At 53.9% G+C, this 19597-nt stretch carries 13 protein-coding genes and 1 riboswitch; of the genes, 6 read left to right on the top strand and 7 right to left on the bottom strand.

Annotated elements, in window-relative coordinates; all coding sequences use genetic code 11:
- The first annotated feature begins 102 nt into the window (after positions 1-102).
- The 4 genes from CHH75_RS18590 (at position 103) to CHH75_RS18575 (ending at position 5816) form a co-directional block, all read left to right on the top strand.
- The gene (locus tag CHH75_RS18590) at positions 103-1983 is read left to right on the top strand and encodes an LTA synthase family protein (RefSeq protein ID WP_255223071.1); all 1881 of its coding nucleotides are present in this window, start codon (positions 103-105) and stop codon (positions 1981-1983) included.
- Positions 1984-2382: 399 nt separating this feature from the next.
- Positions 2383-2667, top strand: a complete 285-nt coding sequence (locus CHH75_RS18585; protein ID WP_141235863.1) for a hypothetical protein — start codon at positions 2383-2385, stop codon at positions 2665-2667.
- A gap of 58 nt (positions 2668-2725) precedes the next feature.
- A complete protein-coding gene (locus CHH75_RS18580) occupies positions 2726-4081 on the top strand; it encodes a hemolysin family protein (protein ID WP_095265008.1) in 1356 nt (451 codons plus the stop codon).
- A gap of 139 nt (positions 4082-4220) precedes the next feature.
- Positions 4221-5816, top strand: coding sequence for a PTS sugar transporter (locus CHH75_RS18575; RefSeq protein WP_095398884.1), 1596 nt, complete (start codon positions 4221-4223; stop codon positions 5814-5816).
- Positions 5817-6293: 477 nt separating this feature from the next.
- On the opposite strand, the gene fumC is transcribed toward CHH75_RS18575, so the two are convergent.
- The 6 genes from fumC to CHH75_RS18545 form a co-directional block, all read right to left on the bottom strand.
- Positions 6294-7682, bottom strand: coding sequence for a class II fumarate hydratase (gene fumC / locus CHH75_RS18570; RefSeq protein WP_095398883.1), 1389 nt, complete (start codon positions 7680-7682; stop codon positions 6294-6296).
- Between the two features lie 260 nt (positions 7683-7942).
- Complete coding sequence (cydC, locus tag CHH75_RS18565) at positions 7943-9808, bottom strand: thiol reductant ABC exporter subunit CydC (RefSeq protein ID WP_095265011.1); 1866 nt, start codon at positions 9806-9808, stop codon at positions 7943-7945.
- Entirely contained in the window at positions 9805-11676 is a 1872-nt protein-coding gene (gene cydD / locus CHH75_RS18560) for a thiol reductant ABC exporter subunit CydD (RefSeq protein ID WP_095398882.1), read from the bottom strand. The genes cydC and cydD overlap by 4 nt, the downstream gene beginning before the upstream one ends.
- Positions 11676-12692, bottom strand: a complete 1017-nt coding sequence (gene cydB / locus CHH75_RS18555; RefSeq protein WP_095398881.1) for a cytochrome d ubiquinol oxidase subunit II — start codon at positions 12690-12692, stop codon at positions 11676-11678. Before cydB ends, cydD begins: the two co-directional genes overlap by 1 nt.
- Entirely contained in the window at positions 12679-14085 is a 1407-nt protein-coding gene (locus tag CHH75_RS18550) for a cytochrome ubiquinol oxidase subunit I (RefSeq protein WP_095265014.1), read from the bottom strand. Before CHH75_RS18550 ends, cydB begins: the two co-directional genes overlap by 14 nt.
- 232 nt (positions 14086-14317) lie before the next feature.
- Positions 14318-14728 carry a hypothetical protein gene (locus CHH75_RS18545; RefSeq protein WP_095265015.1) on the bottom strand — a complete coding sequence of 137 codons (411 nt, stop codon included), beginning with the start codon at positions 14726-14728 and terminating at the stop codon, positions 14318-14320.
- A 498-nt stretch (positions 14729-15226) separates the two neighbouring features.
- Here CHH75_RS18545 and CHH75_RS18540 point away from each other — a divergent pair, with 498 nt between their 5' ends.
- Together CHH75_RS18540 and CHH75_RS18535 are read left to right on the top strand one after the other, a co-directional pair.
- Entirely contained in the window at positions 15227-15889 is a 663-nt protein-coding gene (locus tag CHH75_RS18540; RefSeq protein ID WP_095265016.1) for an HAD family hydrolase, read from the top strand.
- Between the two features lie 179 nt (positions 15890-16068).
- Positions 16069-17292, top strand: a complete 1224-nt coding sequence (locus CHH75_RS18535; protein WP_095265017.1) for a mannitol-1-phosphate 5-dehydrogenase — start codon at positions 16069-16071, stop codon at positions 17290-17292.
- A gap of 48 nt (positions 17293-17340) precedes the next feature.
- On the opposite strand, the gene ade is transcribed toward CHH75_RS18535, so the two are convergent.
- On the bottom strand, positions 17341-19143 hold the full coding sequence (ade, locus tag CHH75_RS18530) for an adenine deaminase (RefSeq protein WP_095398880.1): 1803 nt from the start codon (positions 19141-19143) through the stop codon (positions 17341-17343).
- A gap of 285 nt (positions 19144-19428) precedes the next feature.
- Positions 19429-19530, bottom strand: a riboswitch (purine riboswitch).
- Positions 19531-19597 lie beyond the last annotated feature (67 nt).

Below are 19597 nucleotides of genomic sequence, written 5' to 3'. Positions count from 1 at the left end.
TCTGTTCATCAGTTTTGTAAAATCAGGATAAGAATAACTGAACATTTAAATCCAAAATTACGTTTTATTCCTAAGAGTGACGAAATGAGGACCGAAGACGGAATGGAAAGGAAGGCGATCGCAGTGTTCTCCACTTCACGGTTTCGGTTAACACTCACGAAACCTTTTATGTTTTTTTCGATCATCTTGCTGCTCAAGAGCTATCTCGCCTGGATGGTCATCTTTGACGATGTCCTACCCTGGAGACCGCTTATTACAGAGATTCCATTCATCTGGCTCTTGTTCAGTCTGATTGAATGGTTCGCTTCCAAACGGAAGATGGCGATCTACATGGCCGTCAACCTGCTGCTGACGGGCATTTTCTTCGCAGCTATCATGTATTATAAATATTACGGTGTCATCGTAACCTATCATGCGCTGGAGCAGGTGAATCAGGTTACGGCTGTCAGCAATAGCGTATTCTCTCTCATGGATCCTTACTACTTGCTGATCTTTACCGATATTATCGTCTTGTTCATTCTGCTTCGGCGCAGCGACCGGGTTAAGCAATGGAAAGCCCGGCACGCCCATAGGGAAAAGCGGATGCTCACCTCCGTTGTATTCGTTCTTTCCCTTATGATCTGTCTGTTTCAGATCATGCCGAATCGCGCCAGCATGAATGAGATCATCAAGGCTCAGGAGATGGGCATTCTCAACTATGAGGCTTATACGATTTTCCAGCAGGAAAATACGGAGCTGGTGGATGCTAAGACTATCAATCAGGAAGCCATCCATGCGTTAAAGGGCATTTCCGATCCCGAAGAGCCTCAGCTTGCAGGCGTCGCGGAGGGCAAGAATCTGATCATTATCCAGATGGAGTCGTTCCAGGAGTTCCTGATCGGCCTTGAGCTTGACGGACAGGAAATCACGCCGAACATGAACAAGCTGGCCCGGGAGAGTCTGTACTTCCCGAACTTCTATCAGAATGTCGGCCAGGGCAACACCTCGGATGCTGAATTCGTAGTCAACACATCGTTTTATATCCCGCCTCGGGGGGCTGCCACGCAGCATTACGCGGACAAGGCGCTGCCAAGTCTACCGAAGCTGCTCAAGGCGGAAGGCTATGATACGGCGACTTTCCATACGAATGTCGTAGAGTTCTGGAACCGGGGCGAGCTGTACAAGGCGCTTGGTTTTGACCGCTATTATGACAAATCCTTCTTCGGAGAAGAGGACAAACTCTTCTTCGGGGCCTCCGATGATGTGCTGTATGAGAAAACAGCGCCGGAGCTGAAAAGCATGGCTGATTCCGGAAATCCGTTCTACGCCCAGGTCATTTCGATGTCTGCTCATCATCCGTATACGATTCCTGAATACAAGCACCGGATGCTGCTGCCGGAGCGCTATGAGGGCACCTTCGTCGGCGAGTATATTCGGGCACAGAACTATGCCGATGACGCGCTGGGACAATTCATAGAGCAGCTCAAGGCAGACGGCATCTGGGACAATAGCCTGATCGTCGTTTATGGCGATCATCTCGGGCTGCCGACTTACTCGCTGAACAACAAGGATAAAGAGCTGATGCACGAAATTTTCGGCCGCGACTATGATTCGGCCGATATGATTAACATCCCGCTCATGATTCACAGCAGCGGCATTGAGCCGGATGTACTGGAGCAGGTTGGCGGACAGATCGATTTGCTCCCGACGATCGCGAATCTGATGGGCGTCTCTATGGAGGGCCATCTGTACTTTGGTCAAGATCTGCTGAACCATGGCGAAGAGAACCTGCTGCCGGAGCGCTATTATCTTCCTTCCGGCACCTTCATCAACAGCTCGACGCTGTACATTCCGGGCATCGGCTTTGAGGACGGGGAAGCGAAGCCTCTTCCACATTCCGATGCATCCGCCGTCAAGGCAACAGAGAATGAGTTCGAGCGTGCGCTGGAGCTGCTTCATCTGTCCGACAGCTATGTCAAACAGCTGCCAAGCCACAATCAATAATGATCCATGAATCAGAGCCTCCCTTGCATCAGGCAAGGGAGGCTCTTTTTGCGTAAGGGCGTTGGGCAACACCCTTCCTGGCTCAGGCCCTGCTTGCTTGGCGATTGACATCGGCATAGCCGCTTGCTGAAGAGCGATACATCCGCGTCGTACCAGGGTTTCTGGATTGGTATTTGACAGGGTGGCTTGCTATTTCTTATGATTAGTAACATATACGTTTTGTTTTATTTTTATCGATAGTGGTGAAGATTACCTTACAACGACCATATAATGAATACCACTGGTCAGGTACGCTCGGTTACCTGCTGCGGCAAAGAACCGATGATATGAACTTAGGAGTGACGATTTCACTTGGACCCCATACGAAGGATAAACGGTATCTTAAGTATAATACTCGGCATGACGCTAATCATGATTACATTGGTTTCCGTCGCTGCCGCGGAGCCTTCCGAATCGAAAGAGAATCCGCCTGAAGCTGTGGAGAGCGTGCGCCCTGCGCCGCCTATGCTCCCTAAGAGCCCCGAGCCTGGACGGATGATGCCGGAAGTGTTCTCCCGGGTGTTCATAACGCTCTTGCCCAAGAGCATTGATGAGCCTGTACAATCGGATACGTTCCTAATCCTAAAGCACATGCTGCTCGAGCCTTTGAAGTTCCGATCGAATTATGTAGATATCCATGCATAGTACGCCATGGTTATCTAAAAACTAATTCAGATCAGAAGAGAAAAGGATGTGTTTTTACGTGGATGGCAATATAGGCCTTAATCTATTCCTAGTGTTTGTATTAATCGCGGCAACCGCGTTTTTCGTAGCAACAGAGTTCGCTATCATCCGGCTTCGGCCAAGTCGTGTGGATCAATTGGTGATGGAAGGACGCAAGGGCGCCCTCGCCGTTAAGAAGGTCACCTCCAACCTGGACGGATATTTATCCGCCTGTCAGCTAGGTATTACCATTACCGCACTCGGGCTTGGATGGCTCGGGGAGCCGACGGTCGAGAAGATACTGCATCCGGTCTTTGAAAGTCTGGAGCTGCCAAGTGCGGTAGCTTCCATGATATCGTTCTTACTGGCATTTATTATTATGACTTATATCCACGTCGTGATCGGGGAACTTGCTCCGAAGACACTTGCTATAAATAAAGCGGAGACGATTTCGTTCCTCTGCGCCCAGCCCATTATCTGGTTTAACCGCATCATGTATCCGTTCATCTGGCTCCTGAACGGGTCTGCCAACAAGCTCGTTCGCCTGTTCGGCATGAAGCCTGCCAGCGAGCACGAGGAGGCTCACTCCGAGGAAGAGCTTCGCATGATTCTGAGCGACAGTTATGAGAGCGGAAAGATCAACCAGAGCGAGTATGGCTACGTCAGCCGTATCTTTGCTTTTGACGATATGCTGGCCAAGGAAATTATGGTCCCTCGTACCGATATGATCTGTCTGTATGCAGACAAACCGCTGGCCACAAACTTACAGATTATCAAGCGGGAGCAGTACACCCGTTTCCCCGTTGTCAGAGGTGACAAGGACCAGATTGTCGGCATGATCAATACGAAACAGTTCTTTCTGGAGTTCGATGACAATTCCAACATGGATCTGTCGAAGCTGATTCATCCTGCGATGACCGTATCCGAAGCGATTCCGATCAAGAAACTGCTTCGCAAAATGCAGCAGGAAGGTACCCATATGGCCATCCTGATTGACGAATATGGCGGCACATCGGGTATGATCACAATTGAGGACATCCTGGAAGAGATCGTCGGTGAAATCCGCGATGAGTTCGATGATGATGAAGAACACGAACTGACCCAACCGGAGCCGAACCGCATCATTGCGGACGGCAAGGTGTCGATCAGCCGGATTAACGATCTGCTCCCGGCCAATCTGGATACGGATGACCTGGATACGATCGGAGGCTGGCTGTACGGCCACAACTCCGAGCTTGGGAAAGGCGATTCCTGGACCTATGAAGATCTGGTGTTCACGGTATTGGAGAAGAAAACCCACCGTTACACCAAGCTTCAGATCGTGAAGCAATTGCCGGAAGAAGCGCAGGAGGACGAACCCGTCCCGGTCGCTGAAGATTCTCACTCTCATTCATAACCATGATTACCGTCTGCGGCGCTCCTCCTTCGGGAAGGGGGCCGCAGATTTTTTTCTGGATAATTTAACACTTTAACAAGTTATAACTCTGCTGTAATATAGTCTTTAGTTTATTTCTACATACAGGAGGCTTCAGCCTATGAATCGTCAAATCGCCATTCTCGGAAGCAGCGGCGGAAATCTGTACAACCTCGGGGGCAGAGACCCGCTCAAGCTTCTCGATGAAATTTTAGTGCAGCTAAAAAGCGCCGGCCTGTCCTGTGGGGCTCTGCAGTTCATTGCTGCCGAAGGCTCTATGGATACTGCAACAGACCGTACTCCTGCCAAATTGTACGGCTGGAGTGTGACGCAGCAACAGCCGATTGTTGTGGCTGAAGGAACGTTGGAGGAGGTCAATCAAGCCGCCGAGCGGCTCGATCTTGAAATCGCCGAGCAGATTGAGCTTGCCGAAATTGATGGCCTGATTGTGATGAGCGCCGATCCGGAAGGATGCAATCGAAATGCCATTGCCGCGGCCGTGAAGGAGAAAATTCCGTTAACCGGCACAGGCGGTTCTTCAATGGCGGTCATCCAGTCCAAAGGGGCCAACGTGATTGCCGCCTCCGGCACGACAGGCACGACGAACCGGACCCGTGCCGTTGCGTTTGCAACCTCCCTCAGCAAGCACTGGAAGTTAAGCTATCGCCCGGTGATCGGACAGGCTGCCGCTTCGACAGGTGCTGGCGATCAAGCCGTCTCCGCCTCCCCGTGGCGCCGCATCAGCATTCGGGGCATTATGATGGCGTCGCTGCCCGGATTCATCGGCATGGCCCTTATTCTGGCAGCCAGTAAAATTCCGGGGTTGTCGGCCTTGTCCGAAGTGTTCGACCTGATGATCAAGGCGCTGCCGGTCATTCTATCCGTCATCGCAGCCAAGCAAATTTCCGAGCTGGACGAGGTATCGATTGTCGCCGGCATTGTCGCTGGTGTGCTGTCCGTTGAGGGAGGCATTATCGGCGGGATGATCGGCGGGATTGGCGCAGGTCTGATTGTCCATTATGTATTCCGCAAATGTGTGGAATGGCGCTTCCCCGCGACAACCGTCAATATCGTGGCAGGCGGGATCTCGGGCCTTATATCCGGACTTATCGTTTATTTCCTTATCGCGCCGGTGGCGCTGGCAGCCGGGGAAGGAATCCGGGCTCTGATCGAGACCTTGGTGTCCTGGAACCCTGCCATCGCTGGATTAGTAGCGGGTCTGCTCATATGGCCGGCCATTATCGGCGGCGTATATCATGCCGCCATTCTGCCCATCGTCCTGCTGGAGATGGAGACGACCAGCAACAGCTTCTTGGGGGCCGTGGATATGGTTGGCCTGGTTATGGTGTCGGCTGGCATTACGCTCGCCAATATCATCTCCCCGCGCAATAAAGGAGAAGCCGCGGTAGCCGCACCGGGTTTTGCGATCAATATGGGGTTTGGCACCTTCGTGGAGGCTGCATATCCGTTCATGTTCTCGAACAAGCTTGTCTTCGCCGGAGCTATCGCTTCAGCCGGGCTTGGCGGTATGCTTGTCGGTTTATTCGGCGTAAGGGGCACCGCCTATGTGCCATCCTTTGTCGGTCCGATTACGTCCAACAACACCACCGGCTTCTTAATCTCGATGGCTGCCAGCCTGCTATGCTCCTTCCTGATTACCGTACTGGCCAACAGACTGGCGCGGTATAAAAGCAGCAGCAACACGTTGGGTATGTAGCAAAGGGTGTTCGGTAGGCGAATCGGAGCTAGAGTATTCCAATTCCAGTGAAGTCCCCATAATAAAAAGTTGGGCGGAGAAACGTTATGTTTCCCGTCCAACTTTTTTTATATCAAGCCTAATCCCCAACGTGATCGGCTCCTCGATTCTGAGCCCTTGCCCCTTGCATGATTATCCCTTTCGTTCAGGGAGCAAAAAAAAGGGAGTTCAGGCTGGGAGCTAGCATAGGCTATAGGCTCATTAAAAGATCGAATAAAAGGGCGTGGAGAAATAATCGCCAGCCTTACCCACCTACACCTTCCTCCTGCAGCGCGACTTGGAGCAGCGCTTGTTTATGCCGATGTACCTATCCCCTTCTCGGCAGTTCTCCGTTTCTTTCGCTACCTGATTAAAAGGGATTATCGTGAAAGCATCCGTGAAAGGGGAAGTGACGCTAATGGTTATGCTTGCTGACCTACTGAACGGTCTCCGCCAACCCTACGCCTTCGGGTGAATCATCTCTTCCGGACGAACGATGCGGTCAAACTCCTCGCCGCTTAGCAGGCCGCTTTTGATCGCTGCCTCGCGCAGGGTCGTTCCTTCTTGATGTGCCAGCTTCGCAATGGTCGCCGCGTTCTCGTAGCCGATATGCGGATTCAGGGCGGTGACCAGCATGAGCGAGCGCTCCATATTGGCCCGAATCACCTCGATATTCGCCTGGATGCCCACCGCACAGTTGCGGTTGAAAGAATCCATCGCATCCGCAAGGAGACGAGCCGACTGCAGATAATTGTAGATGATGACAGGCTTGAACACGTTTAGCTCAAAATTGCCCTGGCTTGCCGCAAAGCCGATGGCAGCGTCATTGCCCATCACCTGGCATACGACCATCGTAAGCGCCTCGCTCTGGGTCGGGTTCACCTTGCCCGGCATAATCGAGCTGCCCGGCTCGTTAGCCGGAATCGTCAGCTCGCCGATGCCGGAGCGCGGACCGCTGGCCAACCAGCGCACATCGTTGGCGATCTTCATCAGATCAGCCGCCAGCGCCTTCAGCGCACCATGAGCAAATACAAGCTCATCATGGCTCGTCAGCGCATGGAACTTGTTGCTTGCCGAAGTAAAGCTGTAGCCGGTCTGGGTGCTAATCTCGGCAGCGGTCATATCGCCGAAATCCGGATGAGCGTTGATGCCTGTACCAACCGCCGTACCGCCAATGGCAAGCTCGCGCAGCGGCTCGACAGCAGCCACAATCATCTGCTCGGACTTCTCCAGCATCCGGTGCCAGCCGCTGATCTCCTGTCCGAGGGTGAGCGGCGTTGCATCTTGCAGGTGGGTGCGTCCGATTTTTATAAGATCCTTATATTCATCACGCTTGTCCGCAAGCGTCTGCTTCAGCCGCCGCAGTGCCTGCAGCACCTGCTCCTCCACCGCCACGACAGCCGCCATATGCATCGCGGTAGGGAACGTATCATTCGAGCTTTGGGACTTGTTAACATCGTCATTCGGGTGGATCGCAGTGTCCGCCCCTTTATCCTTCAACAGCTGGTTCCCGCGGCGGGCAATCACTTCATTCACGTTCATGTTGGACTGCGTGCCGCTTCCGGTCTGCCATACCACCAGCGGGAAATGCTCATCCCACTGCCCCGCGATGATCTCGTCAGCCGCTGTCACAATCGCTTCTACCTTGCCCGGCTCCAGCTTGCCCAGCTTGCCATTCACAATGGCGGCGCTTTTCTTCAACACGGCAAAGGACCGGATGATTTCCATCGGCATCGTTTCCGTGCCTATGCGGAAATTTTCCAAGCTTCGCTGGGTCTGGGCAGCCCACAGCTTATCCGCAGGTACCTTGATTTCACCAAGCGTATCCTTCTCAATACGGTAGTCCATCTCATCTTCCTCCTCGTGTCTATTTTGCTAGCCGTTACCCATCATGTAAAAACGCTTTAAAATTCCAATCCTATTATGACACAGATGGCAGCGGAATGAAAAATGCTTCCCCTTCATGCTGATAACGATCCATGGCTCCCTATGCAGGCTGTGCCGGTTGATCATCTTCCTCACGTTTACGACGCACAAAAGCCCGGGCCCTCGAAGAACACATCCTTCGAAGACTCGGGCTGTATGTTGTTGTGTCACCCCGAGGGAGTTCACATGACGCCTGGCCGGTCGAGCTGATACAAGCGTCTGTAACGAGAGGAGCGCTGGAGCAGCTCGGCATGCGTCCCTCTCATCGTAATCTCCCCTTCATCCATAAACACAATTTCATCCATCTGTTCGATCCCTACGAGATGATGCGTAACCCAGATTAACGTGCGGCCATGCAGACTGCTGAAAATGGTGGACAACAGATCCCGCTCAGTCTTCGGATCAAGGCCGACCGTCGGCTCATCCAGAATGACAACCGGCGTATTCTGCAGCAGAATGCGGGCGAGGGCCACGCGCTGCCGCTCTCCGCCGGAGAAACGCTGGCCCGCCTCCTGCATCCGTGTCTTGAGGCCTGCCGGAAGCGACTGCACCAGCGGCCCCAGCCGGGCAAGCCTTACCGCCTCGTCCACTTCCTCTGCTGTAGCGTCATGACGCCCGAGCCGGATATTGTTTTCCAGTGTCGTGTCAAACAGGTGCGGGCTCTGATTCAGTACCGATATAAACGAAGCCATGCCATCTCCATAATGGTCCGCCGGACTCCCGTCCAACGTGACACTGCCCGCCGATGGAGAGATAACGCCTTGAAGCAGCTTGAGCAGCGTCGACTTGCCTGCACCGGATCGGCCAATGACCGCTACTTTCGAGCCAGGAGGGATGTCCATCGACAGACCACGAACCGCATACCGGGTCTCTCGCTCAAGGCCCTCCTCTTCTGCTGTCGCAAGAGCTGAGAGGGATTCCTTCTCATAACGGTATGAGACATCCCTCACAAGAATATGAACCCCCGCGCCCGCGTCGGACAAGAACCGGGCATTCTTCGCCAGGTCCAGCTTGGCGGCATGCTGCATTCCGGACCGGTTTCGATTCTCCACACTCTCTCTATCATATGCAGCACCGGCCAGCCCTCCCCTTGCGTTTCCTGCCTCAATCGCCCGCAGACGGGCCAGTGATTCCTCATAATGCGGTATCTTCTCCACTGCATCAGACAGGGGAAGAAAAGCATCCATCAACGGGAAAACGGCGAGGACAAAAGCGGCAATCAGCGTCACATCCAGCATGCCTTCCCCGTGCCGCTGCCCTGTCCAGTACAATACCGAGATGACCGTCAGCGCCACCACCCCTTGCGCGATCAGGCCGCGCCACCGTGCCCAGCGCTTCAGCTGTCGATCCGTCCGGTCTACCTCCGCTTCATCCTCTTCATATCCGCGCAGGAACTGTTCTTGACGACCGCTCACGAACCACTCGTTCAGACCGAGCACAGCATCGGTAAGCTTGCGGTATAATGCACTGCGCTGCTGCTTAATCGCTCTGTTCTTCCGCTTGGTCAGCAGCAGCGAAATGAGCGGCAGAACAAACACAAGCAGACAGACATACAACCCGATCAAGACGGCAAATCCGGGATCAAAAGCCCCGAGCGCCGCCACGATCCCCCCGTACATCACAAGTGCGGTCACAGCCGGAAAGACGGTTCGGATATAAACGTCCTGAAGACGTTCAATATCTTCTGCGAGGACGCCCAGCAGATCGCCTGTGCGGTACCGGGAAGACAGCCGGAGCGCCTGCGGCTCCAGCAGGTTGTACAGGCGCAGGCGCATTTGTGACAGGATGCGCAAGATGGTGTCGTGCCCGACCAGCCTCTCCACATAATGGATGACCGCACGGCCGATGCCGAATGTTCGCACGCCAACTACCGGAACATACACCATCAGAATATTTTCGGGCCGGAGTGCCGATTTGGAGATCAGATACCCGGAGGTGAACATCAACGCCCCCGCAAACAGAACAGTCAGAATGCCGAGCACCGCGATCAGCACAAACCGCCAAATATGCGCGGTAGCATACGGCATAAGCCACGATTCCTGCTTCAAAGCACTCCCTCCATTTGCAATGTGATCAGTTGATAGTAAACCCCGCGCCTGGCCATCAGCTCTCCGTGTGTCCCGGTTTCGGCCACTCGTCCGGCGTCCAGGACAATAATGTAATCCATGTGCGGCATCCAGTGGAGGCGGTGGGTTGCCAGGAACACCCATTTATCCCGAAACAGAGGGAGCATCGTCTCCTTCAGCTCATACTCGGTCTCGATATCCAAATGCGCCGTAGGCTCATCCAGCAGCAGCACCGGCCGATTGCCGAGCAGCGCCCTCGCCAGCGCCACGCGCTGTGCCTGTCCGCCGCTAAGCGCCCGTCCGCCTCCGCCAATGTGCTCATCCAGCCCTTGCGGCAATGACGCCACCAGCTTCGACAGTCCGGCCATATCTACCGCCTGAACAACCTCTGCCCTTGAGGCATCCGGTGCATAGAACTTCACATTATCCTCAAGAGAGCAGCTGAACAGATACGGATGCTGGGGCATGTAAGTGATCTGTTCACGCCATGCGCGCCTATCTGCATCCGACATCGGCACGCCATCTAACGAGATCGTTCCCTCCGATGCCTGGACGAACCCGCCAAGCAGATCAATCAGTGTTGACTTGCCTGCACCGCTCTCACCCACGATGCCAACCTTTCTCCGCCCCCGGATCTGAAGGTCAATTCCCTCCAAAGACGCGCGCCCGCCGTCTTCATACCGCTTGCCAATCCCGGTCAGCCGCAGCAGGCTGTCCGTCTCCCAGGCAAAAGACTTCCCGATCGGGGGTGCGGCCGGGCCCTTCCCGGCTTTACGCGGAAGGCCTGATGAACCGCCATTCGCATTCCCTATCGCGTATCGCTGCGGACCTTGAGCTTGAGGCGGCCTCTTCTGCTCGCCTGCTGCTGGCTGCTTCGTGTCCGGGAGCGGCGTAGCGCCAGACTCGGCTTCAGCCTCCCGGATCATCGATTGCATGGCCAGCCCCGCCTGCCTGCCGTCCAGCGTCGCGTGGAAGTCAGCCCCGAGCATGCGCACAGGCAGGAAATATTCTGGTGCAAGCACCAGCACCGTCAGTGCAGGCAGCAGCTCCAGACTGCCATTGATCAGGCGCAGGCCCAGGTTAACCGCCACAGTGGCTACGGACAGCATTGTGAAAAAGTCCAGCGAGAAAGAGGACAGAAAGGCTACGCGCAGCGTCCGCATCGTCGCCTTCCGATACCCTTCGCTAACCTGCTTGATGCTGCGGCTGTGGCCAGCGCTTTGACCGAGATACTTCAAGGTCTCCAGCCCGCGCAGCGAATCGACAAAGTGATTGGACAGCACCCGGTAGGAACCTAGCTGCTTCTCGGTTTGTTTTCTCGCAGCCAGTCCTACCAGAATGAGAAATGCGATCAGAATCGGCATCGTCACGAGCAGAATCAGGCCCGATATACGGTCAGTCGCAAATACATACAGCCATACCAAAATCGGTGTAATTCCTACCCCGAGCATGCGCGGGATGACCAGCTCGGCGTATTTGCGAAACTTGCCGATCCCGTCCAGCACCAGCGTGACCACATTCCCGGTCCCTTCGGTACGAACAGCCGCCGGGCCGCGCTGGAACAGCGCTGCCAGCAGCCTCTGTCTCAGATCGGAGCCGGTCTCCTCGGCAAACCGCTGGGCCAGACGCTGCTGCAGCATGGAGATGACGTGCCGGGCCAGAAACGCCAGCAGAAACCAGCCGATCTCTCCGGCCTGCTGGTACGGACTTGAGCCCGCGAACAGCGCCGAGATGACTTCTGCCAGCCATTTCGCTTGCAGAATGATGGCCAGGCTTTGCGCTACCGTACATAATGCCACAAGAAGAAATACCGGCTTCGCCCCTTTATACCCCAGCAGTTCCTTGCCCATCAGTATTCCAGATGCTCCTTCTCATTCACGCGCTTGTGGAACACAAAGTAGCTCCAGATCTGATAGCCCAGCACAAATGGCAGCAGGGTGACAGCGACGATGGTCATAATCTTCAGCGAGTACGGGCCGGAGGCCGCATTGTAAATCGTCAGGTCAAATGCCGAATCGATGGAGCTGATCATGACGCGCGGGAATAACCCGGCGAACACCGACGTCACCAGCAGCACGATGACCGCGCCGGTCATCCCGAACGCCCAGCCGTCGCGCTTGACGCTCATGAAATAGCCGCCGATGAGAAAGGCTACCATCGCGAGGATGAGCAGCAGCGATACGAGCATGCCCTTCTTCTCGATAATGTCCGTCACCATGTAAGTCATCACGCCGAAGACCATGAACAGCCCTGCAACCGGCAGAAGCAAACGCCGGGCCAGGCGGCGCGCCCGCTCCTGGAGCTGACCTGTCGTGCGCAGCGTAGTGAACATCAAGCCGTGCAGCAGACAGAGCATTACCATCGTCAAGCCGCCGACCACTGTATAAAGGTTCACGACATCGAAGAAGCCGGCATGCAGCTGCATCTGCGCATCAATCGGAAGCCCCTGAATAAGACAGGCGAACACAACGCCAAGCAGAAACGGAGGCAGCACGCTGCCGAGAAAAATTGCCGCATCCCATACTTTTTTCCAGCGGGTGTTATCGACCTTTCCCCGGAATTCAAAGGCGACCCCGCGCCCGATGAGCGCCAGCAGCAAAAACACAAGCGGAATATAGAAGCCGCTGAACAGCGTGGCATACCAGTTCGGGAATGCGGCAAACATCGCACCCCCGGCGGTCAGCAGCCATACCTCGTTCGCATCCCAGAACGGACCGATCGAGTTGATAAGAATACGACGCTCTGTGTCGTTCTTCGCGAGAAACCGGGTCGACATGCCCACTCCGAAATCGAAGCCCTCCAGAAAAAAGAAACCGATAAACAACACAGCAACGAGAATAAACCACAGTTCATTAAGAGACAGCATTGTAGTCCTCCTCCTTCGCGAACGGGTCGCTCACATGTTGATCGCCCGTCTCTTCCGCATATGGCCCTTTCTTGATGACCTTCACGAACAGATAGGCCATTACGACAGCCAGAACGGCATAGATCGCAGTAAACGTAATAAGTGAGAACAGAATGGAGCCTGCGCTGACGTTAGGCGATATGCTGTTCTCTGTTGTTATCAGTCCGAATACCGTCCATGGCTGACGCCCGATCTCCGTCATAATCCATCCGGTTGTATTGGCTATGAACGGCAGCGAAATGCTGTACAGCATCAGGCCCATGAACCATTTGCCGGCCTGCTCCAGCTTCCTGCGCAGTGCCAGCCACGTGCCATACAAGCCAAGCAGAATCATGATTGTGCCAGACGCCACCATAATCCGGAAGCTCCAGAAGGTCGTTCTCACCGGCGGAATATAGTCACCAGGCCCATACTCCTGCTCGTATTGGGCTTGAAGCTCCTTCATCCCGACCACTTCCCCGGAAAACTTGCTGTAAGACAAGAAGCTCAGCAAATACGGAACCTTCACTTCCATGGCGTTCTGCTGCTTCTCAGGATCAATAGCCGCAATGACCGTCCATGGCGCCGGATCATCACTTGTCTCCCACAAGCCTTCCGCCGCCGCCATCTTCATCGGCTGGGTTTGCACCAGGTACTGCGCCTGCTGATGACCGAATACGGCTACGAGTATAGAGGATATCAGCCCTACAACAACCGCGATGTGGAAGGACTTTTTGAAGAAGGTCACATCCTGCTTCCGCATCAGCTTATAGGCACTGACCCCGGTGACCAGAAATGCCCCTGTGGCGAGCGCGCCGAATATCGTATGCGGGAACTCTACCAGCAGCTGTCCATTCGTAATGAGCGCGAAGAAATCGTTCATCTCTGCCCGTCCGTTGTTGATGACATAGCCGACCGGACGCTGCATGAAAGAGTTGGCCGCCAATATCCAGAACGCCGACATGACCGTCCCCAGGGAAACCAGCCAGATCGAGAGCAGGTGAACCTTCTTGGACAGGCGGTCCCAGCCGAAGATCCACAAGCCGATGAAGGTCGACTCCAGGAAGAAGGCCAGCAGCGCTTCAATCGCCAGCGGCGCACCGAATACGTCCCCGACAAAGCGGGAGTAATCCGACCAGTTCATCCCGAACTGGAACTCCTGCAGAATGCCTGTTACGACCCCGACCGCAAAATTGATCAGGAACAGCTTGCCCCAGAACTTGGCCATCTTCTTGTACACTTCCTGGCCTTTCACCACATACATCGTCTCCATGATGGCAATCAGAAACGCCAGACCGATGGATAGCGGCACAAAAATAAAATGAAAAATGGTTGTCGATGCGAATTGAATTCGCGCCAGCATGACCGGATCCATAAAATACCCCTTTCTTTCCTTTCGATTGAGCATGCCTTGTGAAGTTCGGTTCGGCTGCTCACGGTTCTGTTTGTATTTTCGCAGAGGGATAATTTGAATATTGTGATAAAAATCACATAAATCAGCAGCACATGCGGGAAAAAGTTATAAATTCGTGACAAAAATCACTAATTAATCATGATGAAAAAAAGAAAAGCCCGCGCAGATCAGCGCCGGCTTACGTCCTCTCATATTAGCTTTTACATAAGAATTCATCCAGATTATACCGGCTGATGACACTTTCGAGCGTATTGCGATCCGATAAATACTCTACAGTATAAGTGCCGGAAACCGTTACCTTTCGGCCATCCTCCAGGTAGTCCAGATGAAGCACGCCATACTCATCAAATTCCCATTCATGAGCCACCCAATATATTGGAGAGGCCAAGCCTATGAACTGAATAACGACGATCGATCCATATACAAACTCTTCAGGCTCCTCGTATTCCTCGTATTCCTCATATTCCTCGTACAAGTCGTCTCCGGCGTCATATGCATTATATTGATGACGATCGATCCGGGATCGAATGATTTTGATTACGATAGCAGCCGCTGCAGCGACCGCCAAAAGGATAATAAAAGCCACACTGTTAGACCACGACACGTCCTATTCCCCTTCCAGCATCACCTGTTATGTACCTTGTTTCCTGATGATACAACTATGCATACTTGTTGCTTTTATCATATATCGGAAATCCAATTTCACAAGACGTTTCCTCAAAAAATGGGCCAAAACTAAAAAAAAATAATTTTTTTCTTAAAACAGCATGCCGGAGCGCGATGCCTCACGATCGTTATTGGTAACAGCCCTTCCGGATCAGGCGGAACAAATATGCTGATACACCGGGAATGAAACCGGATTCTAGCTAGCTTGCATTCTCCACAATCACATGAATGAAAAGCTTAAAATGCAAGTGCTTCCATCGATCCGTATGAAACCGCAATCACACTGCGTCAGATTATCTGCCGCGTTGACGACTTGACAAAGCTTATGTTACGGTTTTTTTAACGACAACGGCGAATTCAATTATGGGAACCGCCGGATATCCAACTCGTTTTGTTATATTAACTAACACTTTATTAACATAAGGGAGTGGTTAAATTGATCAAAGGTTTCATTTTTGATTTTGACGGAACGATCATCGATACCGAGACTGCCTGGTACTATGCTTTTCGCGAAGCCTACCAGGAGTATGGAGTAGAGCTGACACTCGCACACTATTCCACTTGTATCGGCACCAGCTTGAATTCTTTTAATCCTTACGAATATCTGATGACCGACCTGAACCTGCCCATTGATAAAGAGGAATTCCGCATCGCGGTTCAGCAGCGGCACAGTGAACTGATGGAGAAAGAGGCAATCCGTCCGGGCATTCTGGAGTTTCTGAACTCGGCGAAAGAGGCAAATCTAAAGCTGGGGCTAGCATCAAGCTCTTCCAAGGCCTGGGTTGAAAAGCATTTGGAGTTGCTTGATATTCAAGATTACTTTGAATGTATCCGCACTTCTGACGATGTGGCCCGGGTTAAACCTGATCCTGAGCTGTATGTGCAAACTCTGGAGTTTCTGGACCTCGCGCCTTCGGATGCCGTGGCCATCGAGGATTCCCCAAACGGCTCGAAAGCAGCCGCAGCTGCAGGCATGCATTGCGTAGTTATCCCCAATGAACTGACCCGTTATCTGGAGTTTGATGTTCCGCATCACAAGACCGATTCGTTAAGTTCCCTCGATTTCGAACATGTAGTCACACGCAAAATTTTTAGCTAACAGCTAAGTAATCCTCTATACTCCATTCACACCGATCATAATCAAAGGCCTGTCCGACAAGGATGTTCAGCAAGTTATAGGAACAGGACGGAGATAATGATGAAGCGAAATATCAAGTCCCCTACCTGTCCTGTTCCTTCTTCATTCCAGTCTTTAAGACCAAAAAGGAGGAATACACGATGAAAGCTGTCCACTTCGGGGCCGGGAACATCGGCAGAGGTTTTATCGGCCCGATACTGTCCAAGTCCGGTTACCATGTATGTTTTGTCGCCCGCAACAAGAAGCAAATCAGCGAACTTCAGACCCGGCGGGAATACCCTCTTGTGCTGGCCAATGAGGATCGCAAATCCGAGATCGTTGGCAACGTAACGGCGCTAAGTCTGGGGGAGTCTGGCAAAGTGACCGCGCAGATTGCCGCAGCGGATATCGTCACTACGGCTGTTGGCATCAGCGCACTGAAGGACATTGCCGAATCGATTGCCCGCGGGATTCGCCAGCGGATAAAGCAGGGCAATGCAACCCCTCTGCATATTATGGCCTGCGAGAACGGGATCGGAGCAAGCCAGTTGTTGAAGAAATGGGTCTCCCCTTACCTGGAAAACTGGGGAATTCAAGATGCCGACCGCTTCGTGTCTTATCCGAATACGGTGGTGGACCGGATCGTCCCCGTGCAAAAGCATAAAGATCCGCTGCAAGTGATGGTCGAACCTTTCTCCGAATGGGTGATTGACCGCAACGAGATCAAGGGCGAGCTTCCCCCTCTGCAGGGCGTCCGTTACTCCGATTCGCTCGACGCTTATTTGGAACGAAAGCTGTTCACCGTGAATACCGGACACTGCTGCGCCGCGTATTTCGGATATTTGGAAGGCTATTCTACAATTCAGGACGCGATGTCCGATCCCGGCATCCGTTCCAAAGTTACCGGGGTGCTAATGGAGACCGGAGCGCTGCTCCGCGAGCGTTACGGTTTCGACGAGAAGAAGCATCGGCTGTATATCGAGAAAATATTGGGACGATTCGCAAACCCGCATTTTCACGATCCGATCACTCGTGTCGCCCGTTCCCCGATCCGCAAGCTCTCATCCAGTGAACGCCTGGTGTATCCCGCCATGCAGGCTGAGCGACTCGGATTGAATACATCCGGTTTGGTTACGGCCATTGCCGCCGCCCTTCTGTTTGATCACGCTGACGATCCCGAAGCGCTGAAGCTGCAAGAACAAATCCGCAAGCAAGGGATTCGTGAAGTGGTCTCGCACGTGCTCGGCATCCCATTCAGCCATCCGCTTCACGGCCGTATTACCGCCGCCTACCGGAAGCTGTGCTTGAACTATCCTCATCTGGCCAGCACGGGCTTTGAGACGATCTTCAGTCCTACCGCCCATCGCCCGGCGTCCACGGAATAAGCAAGTGGGCCGGGACACGCGGGGATGCGTAAGCGCAGAACCCTTCGCTTATGACACCGGTCCAATCTCCGTTTCAATCAGCTTGAACTCGGTCACATCCGCAAGCCCACGATTGGTAATGCGGATTTCCGGAATGACCGGCAGCGCGATCAGGGAGAAGGTCATGAAGGGTGCATGGATCGGGCAGCCCAGTTCACGCCAGGCATCCTCCAGCGTCGCAACTTCCTCCGCAACCGTCTCAACCGGCCGGTCAGCAAGCAGTCCGGCAATCGGCATTGCGACCTTTGCCAACACCTTGCCGTCCCGCACGGCAATCATGCCGCCGCCGCAAGCAGCAAGCTCATTGGCTGCCAGCGCCATATCCTCGGTATTCGCGCCCATGACCAGCAAGTTGTGGCTGTCATGCGCTACGGTGGAGGCCACCGCACCGTGTTTCAGTTGGAAGCCGGTTGCGAAGCCAAGCGAGATTTGCCCGGTGCCTTGATGACGCTCAATGCAGGCCAGCTGGATGACGTCCTGGCTGACATCCGGCTGAATCACGCCTTCCTTCACCGACAAAACAGCCGTATGCTTGGCTGTGCGGGCGCTGTTCTCAATGACCCGGACCACGTTCACCTTCGTTTGATGCGTCTCGTATTGGCTAAGGAGACGGAAGTCCGCTGCTGTTAACGCCCGCTGGAGACGAACGGAGCCGAAGGCCTTCTCTGGGTACTCGTAAACCGGGAACGGCTTGATGAGCTGCCCGGCCTCCGCTACCACCTCGCCATCAGTGATCACGATGAACGGAACCATGCTGTTCAGATCGTCGATCAGCAGCATGTCCGCGATTTTGCCTGGTGAAATACTGCCCAGATCTCCATCCAGCCCAAAGTAGCGGGCCACGTTGACCGTCGCCATCTGAATGGCGGTGACAGGCTCTACGCCCTCCTCGATGGCCCGGCGCACCACATGGTTCATGTGACCAAGCCGGAGCAGCGTCTGCGGGTAAACGTCGTCTGTGACAAGGGAGATGTTGTCCGTCCGCACCTTGTCCTCCGTCACCACCTTGATCACTTCCTTCACGTCCTGCCAGGCCGAGCCCTCGCGAATCATCAGATGCAGACCGAGCCGAACCTTCGCGAGCGCCTGTTCTCTCGTAACCGTCTCATGATCCGAGCTCACCCCTGCGGCGAGATAGGCTTGGAGCATCCGGTCATCCTCTGCCGGAAAATGCCCGGTCACGGCCTTGCCTGCACGGATCGTCGCTTCAATCTCACCCTTCATCGTCGGGTCGCCATAGACAACCCCCGGGAAATTCATGACCTCTCCGAGGCCGGCCACGCCCGGCCAGGTGAGGCCCTCTTCAATGTCGGACACGCCCAGCTGGGCCCCGGCATCCTCCAGATCGAACGTGGCCGGAACACAAGACGGAATGGTCGTAAACACTTTCAGCGGCAACTCGCGGCCTTCTTCATGCATCCAGCGCACCCCTTCCATGCCGAACACATTCGCGATCTCATGCGGGTCCATGAACACGCCCGTTGTGCCGGTCACGAGGGCAGCCTTCGCGAATTCCGTTACGGTCAGCATCGTGCTTTCGACATGCATATGCCCGTCGAGCAGTCCAGGTGTGATATACCGTCCGCGGGCTTCGATCACCTTCGTACCGTCTCCGATCGTATGATCCGCTTGTCCGATATAAGCAATTCGCCCGGCAGCAATAGCGATGTCTATCCCCTCTTGAAGCTCCCCTGTAAACACATTGACCAGCGTGCCGTTCTTGATCACCAGCTCGGCAGGCTCCTGGCCAAGCGCAATGCGCCCCAGGCGATCGCTAACTTCATATCGAGGCTGTCTTTGAATTGTTGTCATTTCGATCTCCACTCCCTTATATTTCAAGCTTTCCTAACCCGAGCCCAATTCATTCCCTGTCATGCGGCGGCGAGATAATAAAAAAAACAACCCGGGCTACAATTTCGCCCGGGTTGCCCATGATATCACATTTATAGATGACACAAGCCCCTTCTCGTCACTCGATTACCATATGCCGCGATTGTCCCCGCAAGGACTAACCCGGCGGCTCCCGCTTAACGAAAGGGGCCTTCCGCGATAGACAGCAGGCCGGCTGCTTCTTCGATCCGCTGCGTCCCCTGCATATTCGCTGTGTCATCCTCATGTAGTCAAGTCATTTACGGTAACCTGGTAGAAACGCCAGAGCCTTATTCTCCGGCATATACATCAAGAATGTATCTTATAAAGCCCTATCTGTATATTTCATTGTTTGCATTGTTGTTAGAATTATAATCTTCCTGCCTGAGAAGTCAAG

It is taken from the genome of Paenibacillus sp. 7541, assembly GCF_002276395.1.
In the GTDB taxonomy this organism is placed as follows: Bacteria; Bacillota; Bacilli; order Paenibacillales; family Paenibacillaceae; genus Paenibacillus_AQ; species Paenibacillus_AQ campinasensis.
This window is presented reverse-complemented; position numbering and strand designations above follow the sequence as displayed.

What these genes read in the sequence shown, in the direction of transcription:
- CHH75_RS18590 (WP_255223071.1), top strand. Translation starts at nt 103, where the DNA reads ATGGAAAGGAAGGCGATCGCAGTGTTCTCCACTTCACGGTTTCGGTTA.
- CHH75_RS18585 (WP_141235863.1), top strand. Translation starts at nt 2,383, where the DNA reads ATGACGCTAATCATGATTACATTGGTTTCCGTCGCTGCCGCGGAGCCT.
- CHH75_RS18575 (WP_095398884.1), top strand. Translation starts at nt 4,221, where the DNA reads ATGAATCGTCAAATCGCCATTCTCGGAAGCAGCGGCGGAAATCTGTAC.
- fumC (WP_095398883.1), bottom strand. Translation starts at nt 7,682, where the DNA reads ATGGACTACCGTATTGAGAAGGATACGCTTGGTGAAATCAAGGTACCT.
- cydD (WP_095398882.1), bottom strand. Translation starts at nt 11,676, where the DNA reads ATGGGCAAGGAACTGCTGGGGTATAAAGGGGCGAAGCCGGTATTTCTT.
- cydB (WP_095398881.1), bottom strand. Translation starts at nt 12,692, where the DNA reads ATGCTGTCTCTTAATGAACTGTGGTTTATTCTCGTTGCTGTGTTGTTT.
- CHH75_RS18550 (WP_095265014.1), bottom strand. Translation starts at nt 14,085, where the DNA reads ATGGATCCGGTCATGCTGGCGCGAATTCAATTCGCATCGACAACCATT.
- CHH75_RS18535 (WP_095265017.1), top strand. Translation starts at nt 16,069, where the DNA reads ATGAAAGCTGTCCACTTCGGGGCCGGGAACATCGGCAGAGGTTTTATC.
- ade (WP_095398880.1), bottom strand. Translation starts at nt 19,143, where the DNA reads ATGACAACAATTCAAAGACAGCCTCGATATGAAGTTAGCGATCGCCTG.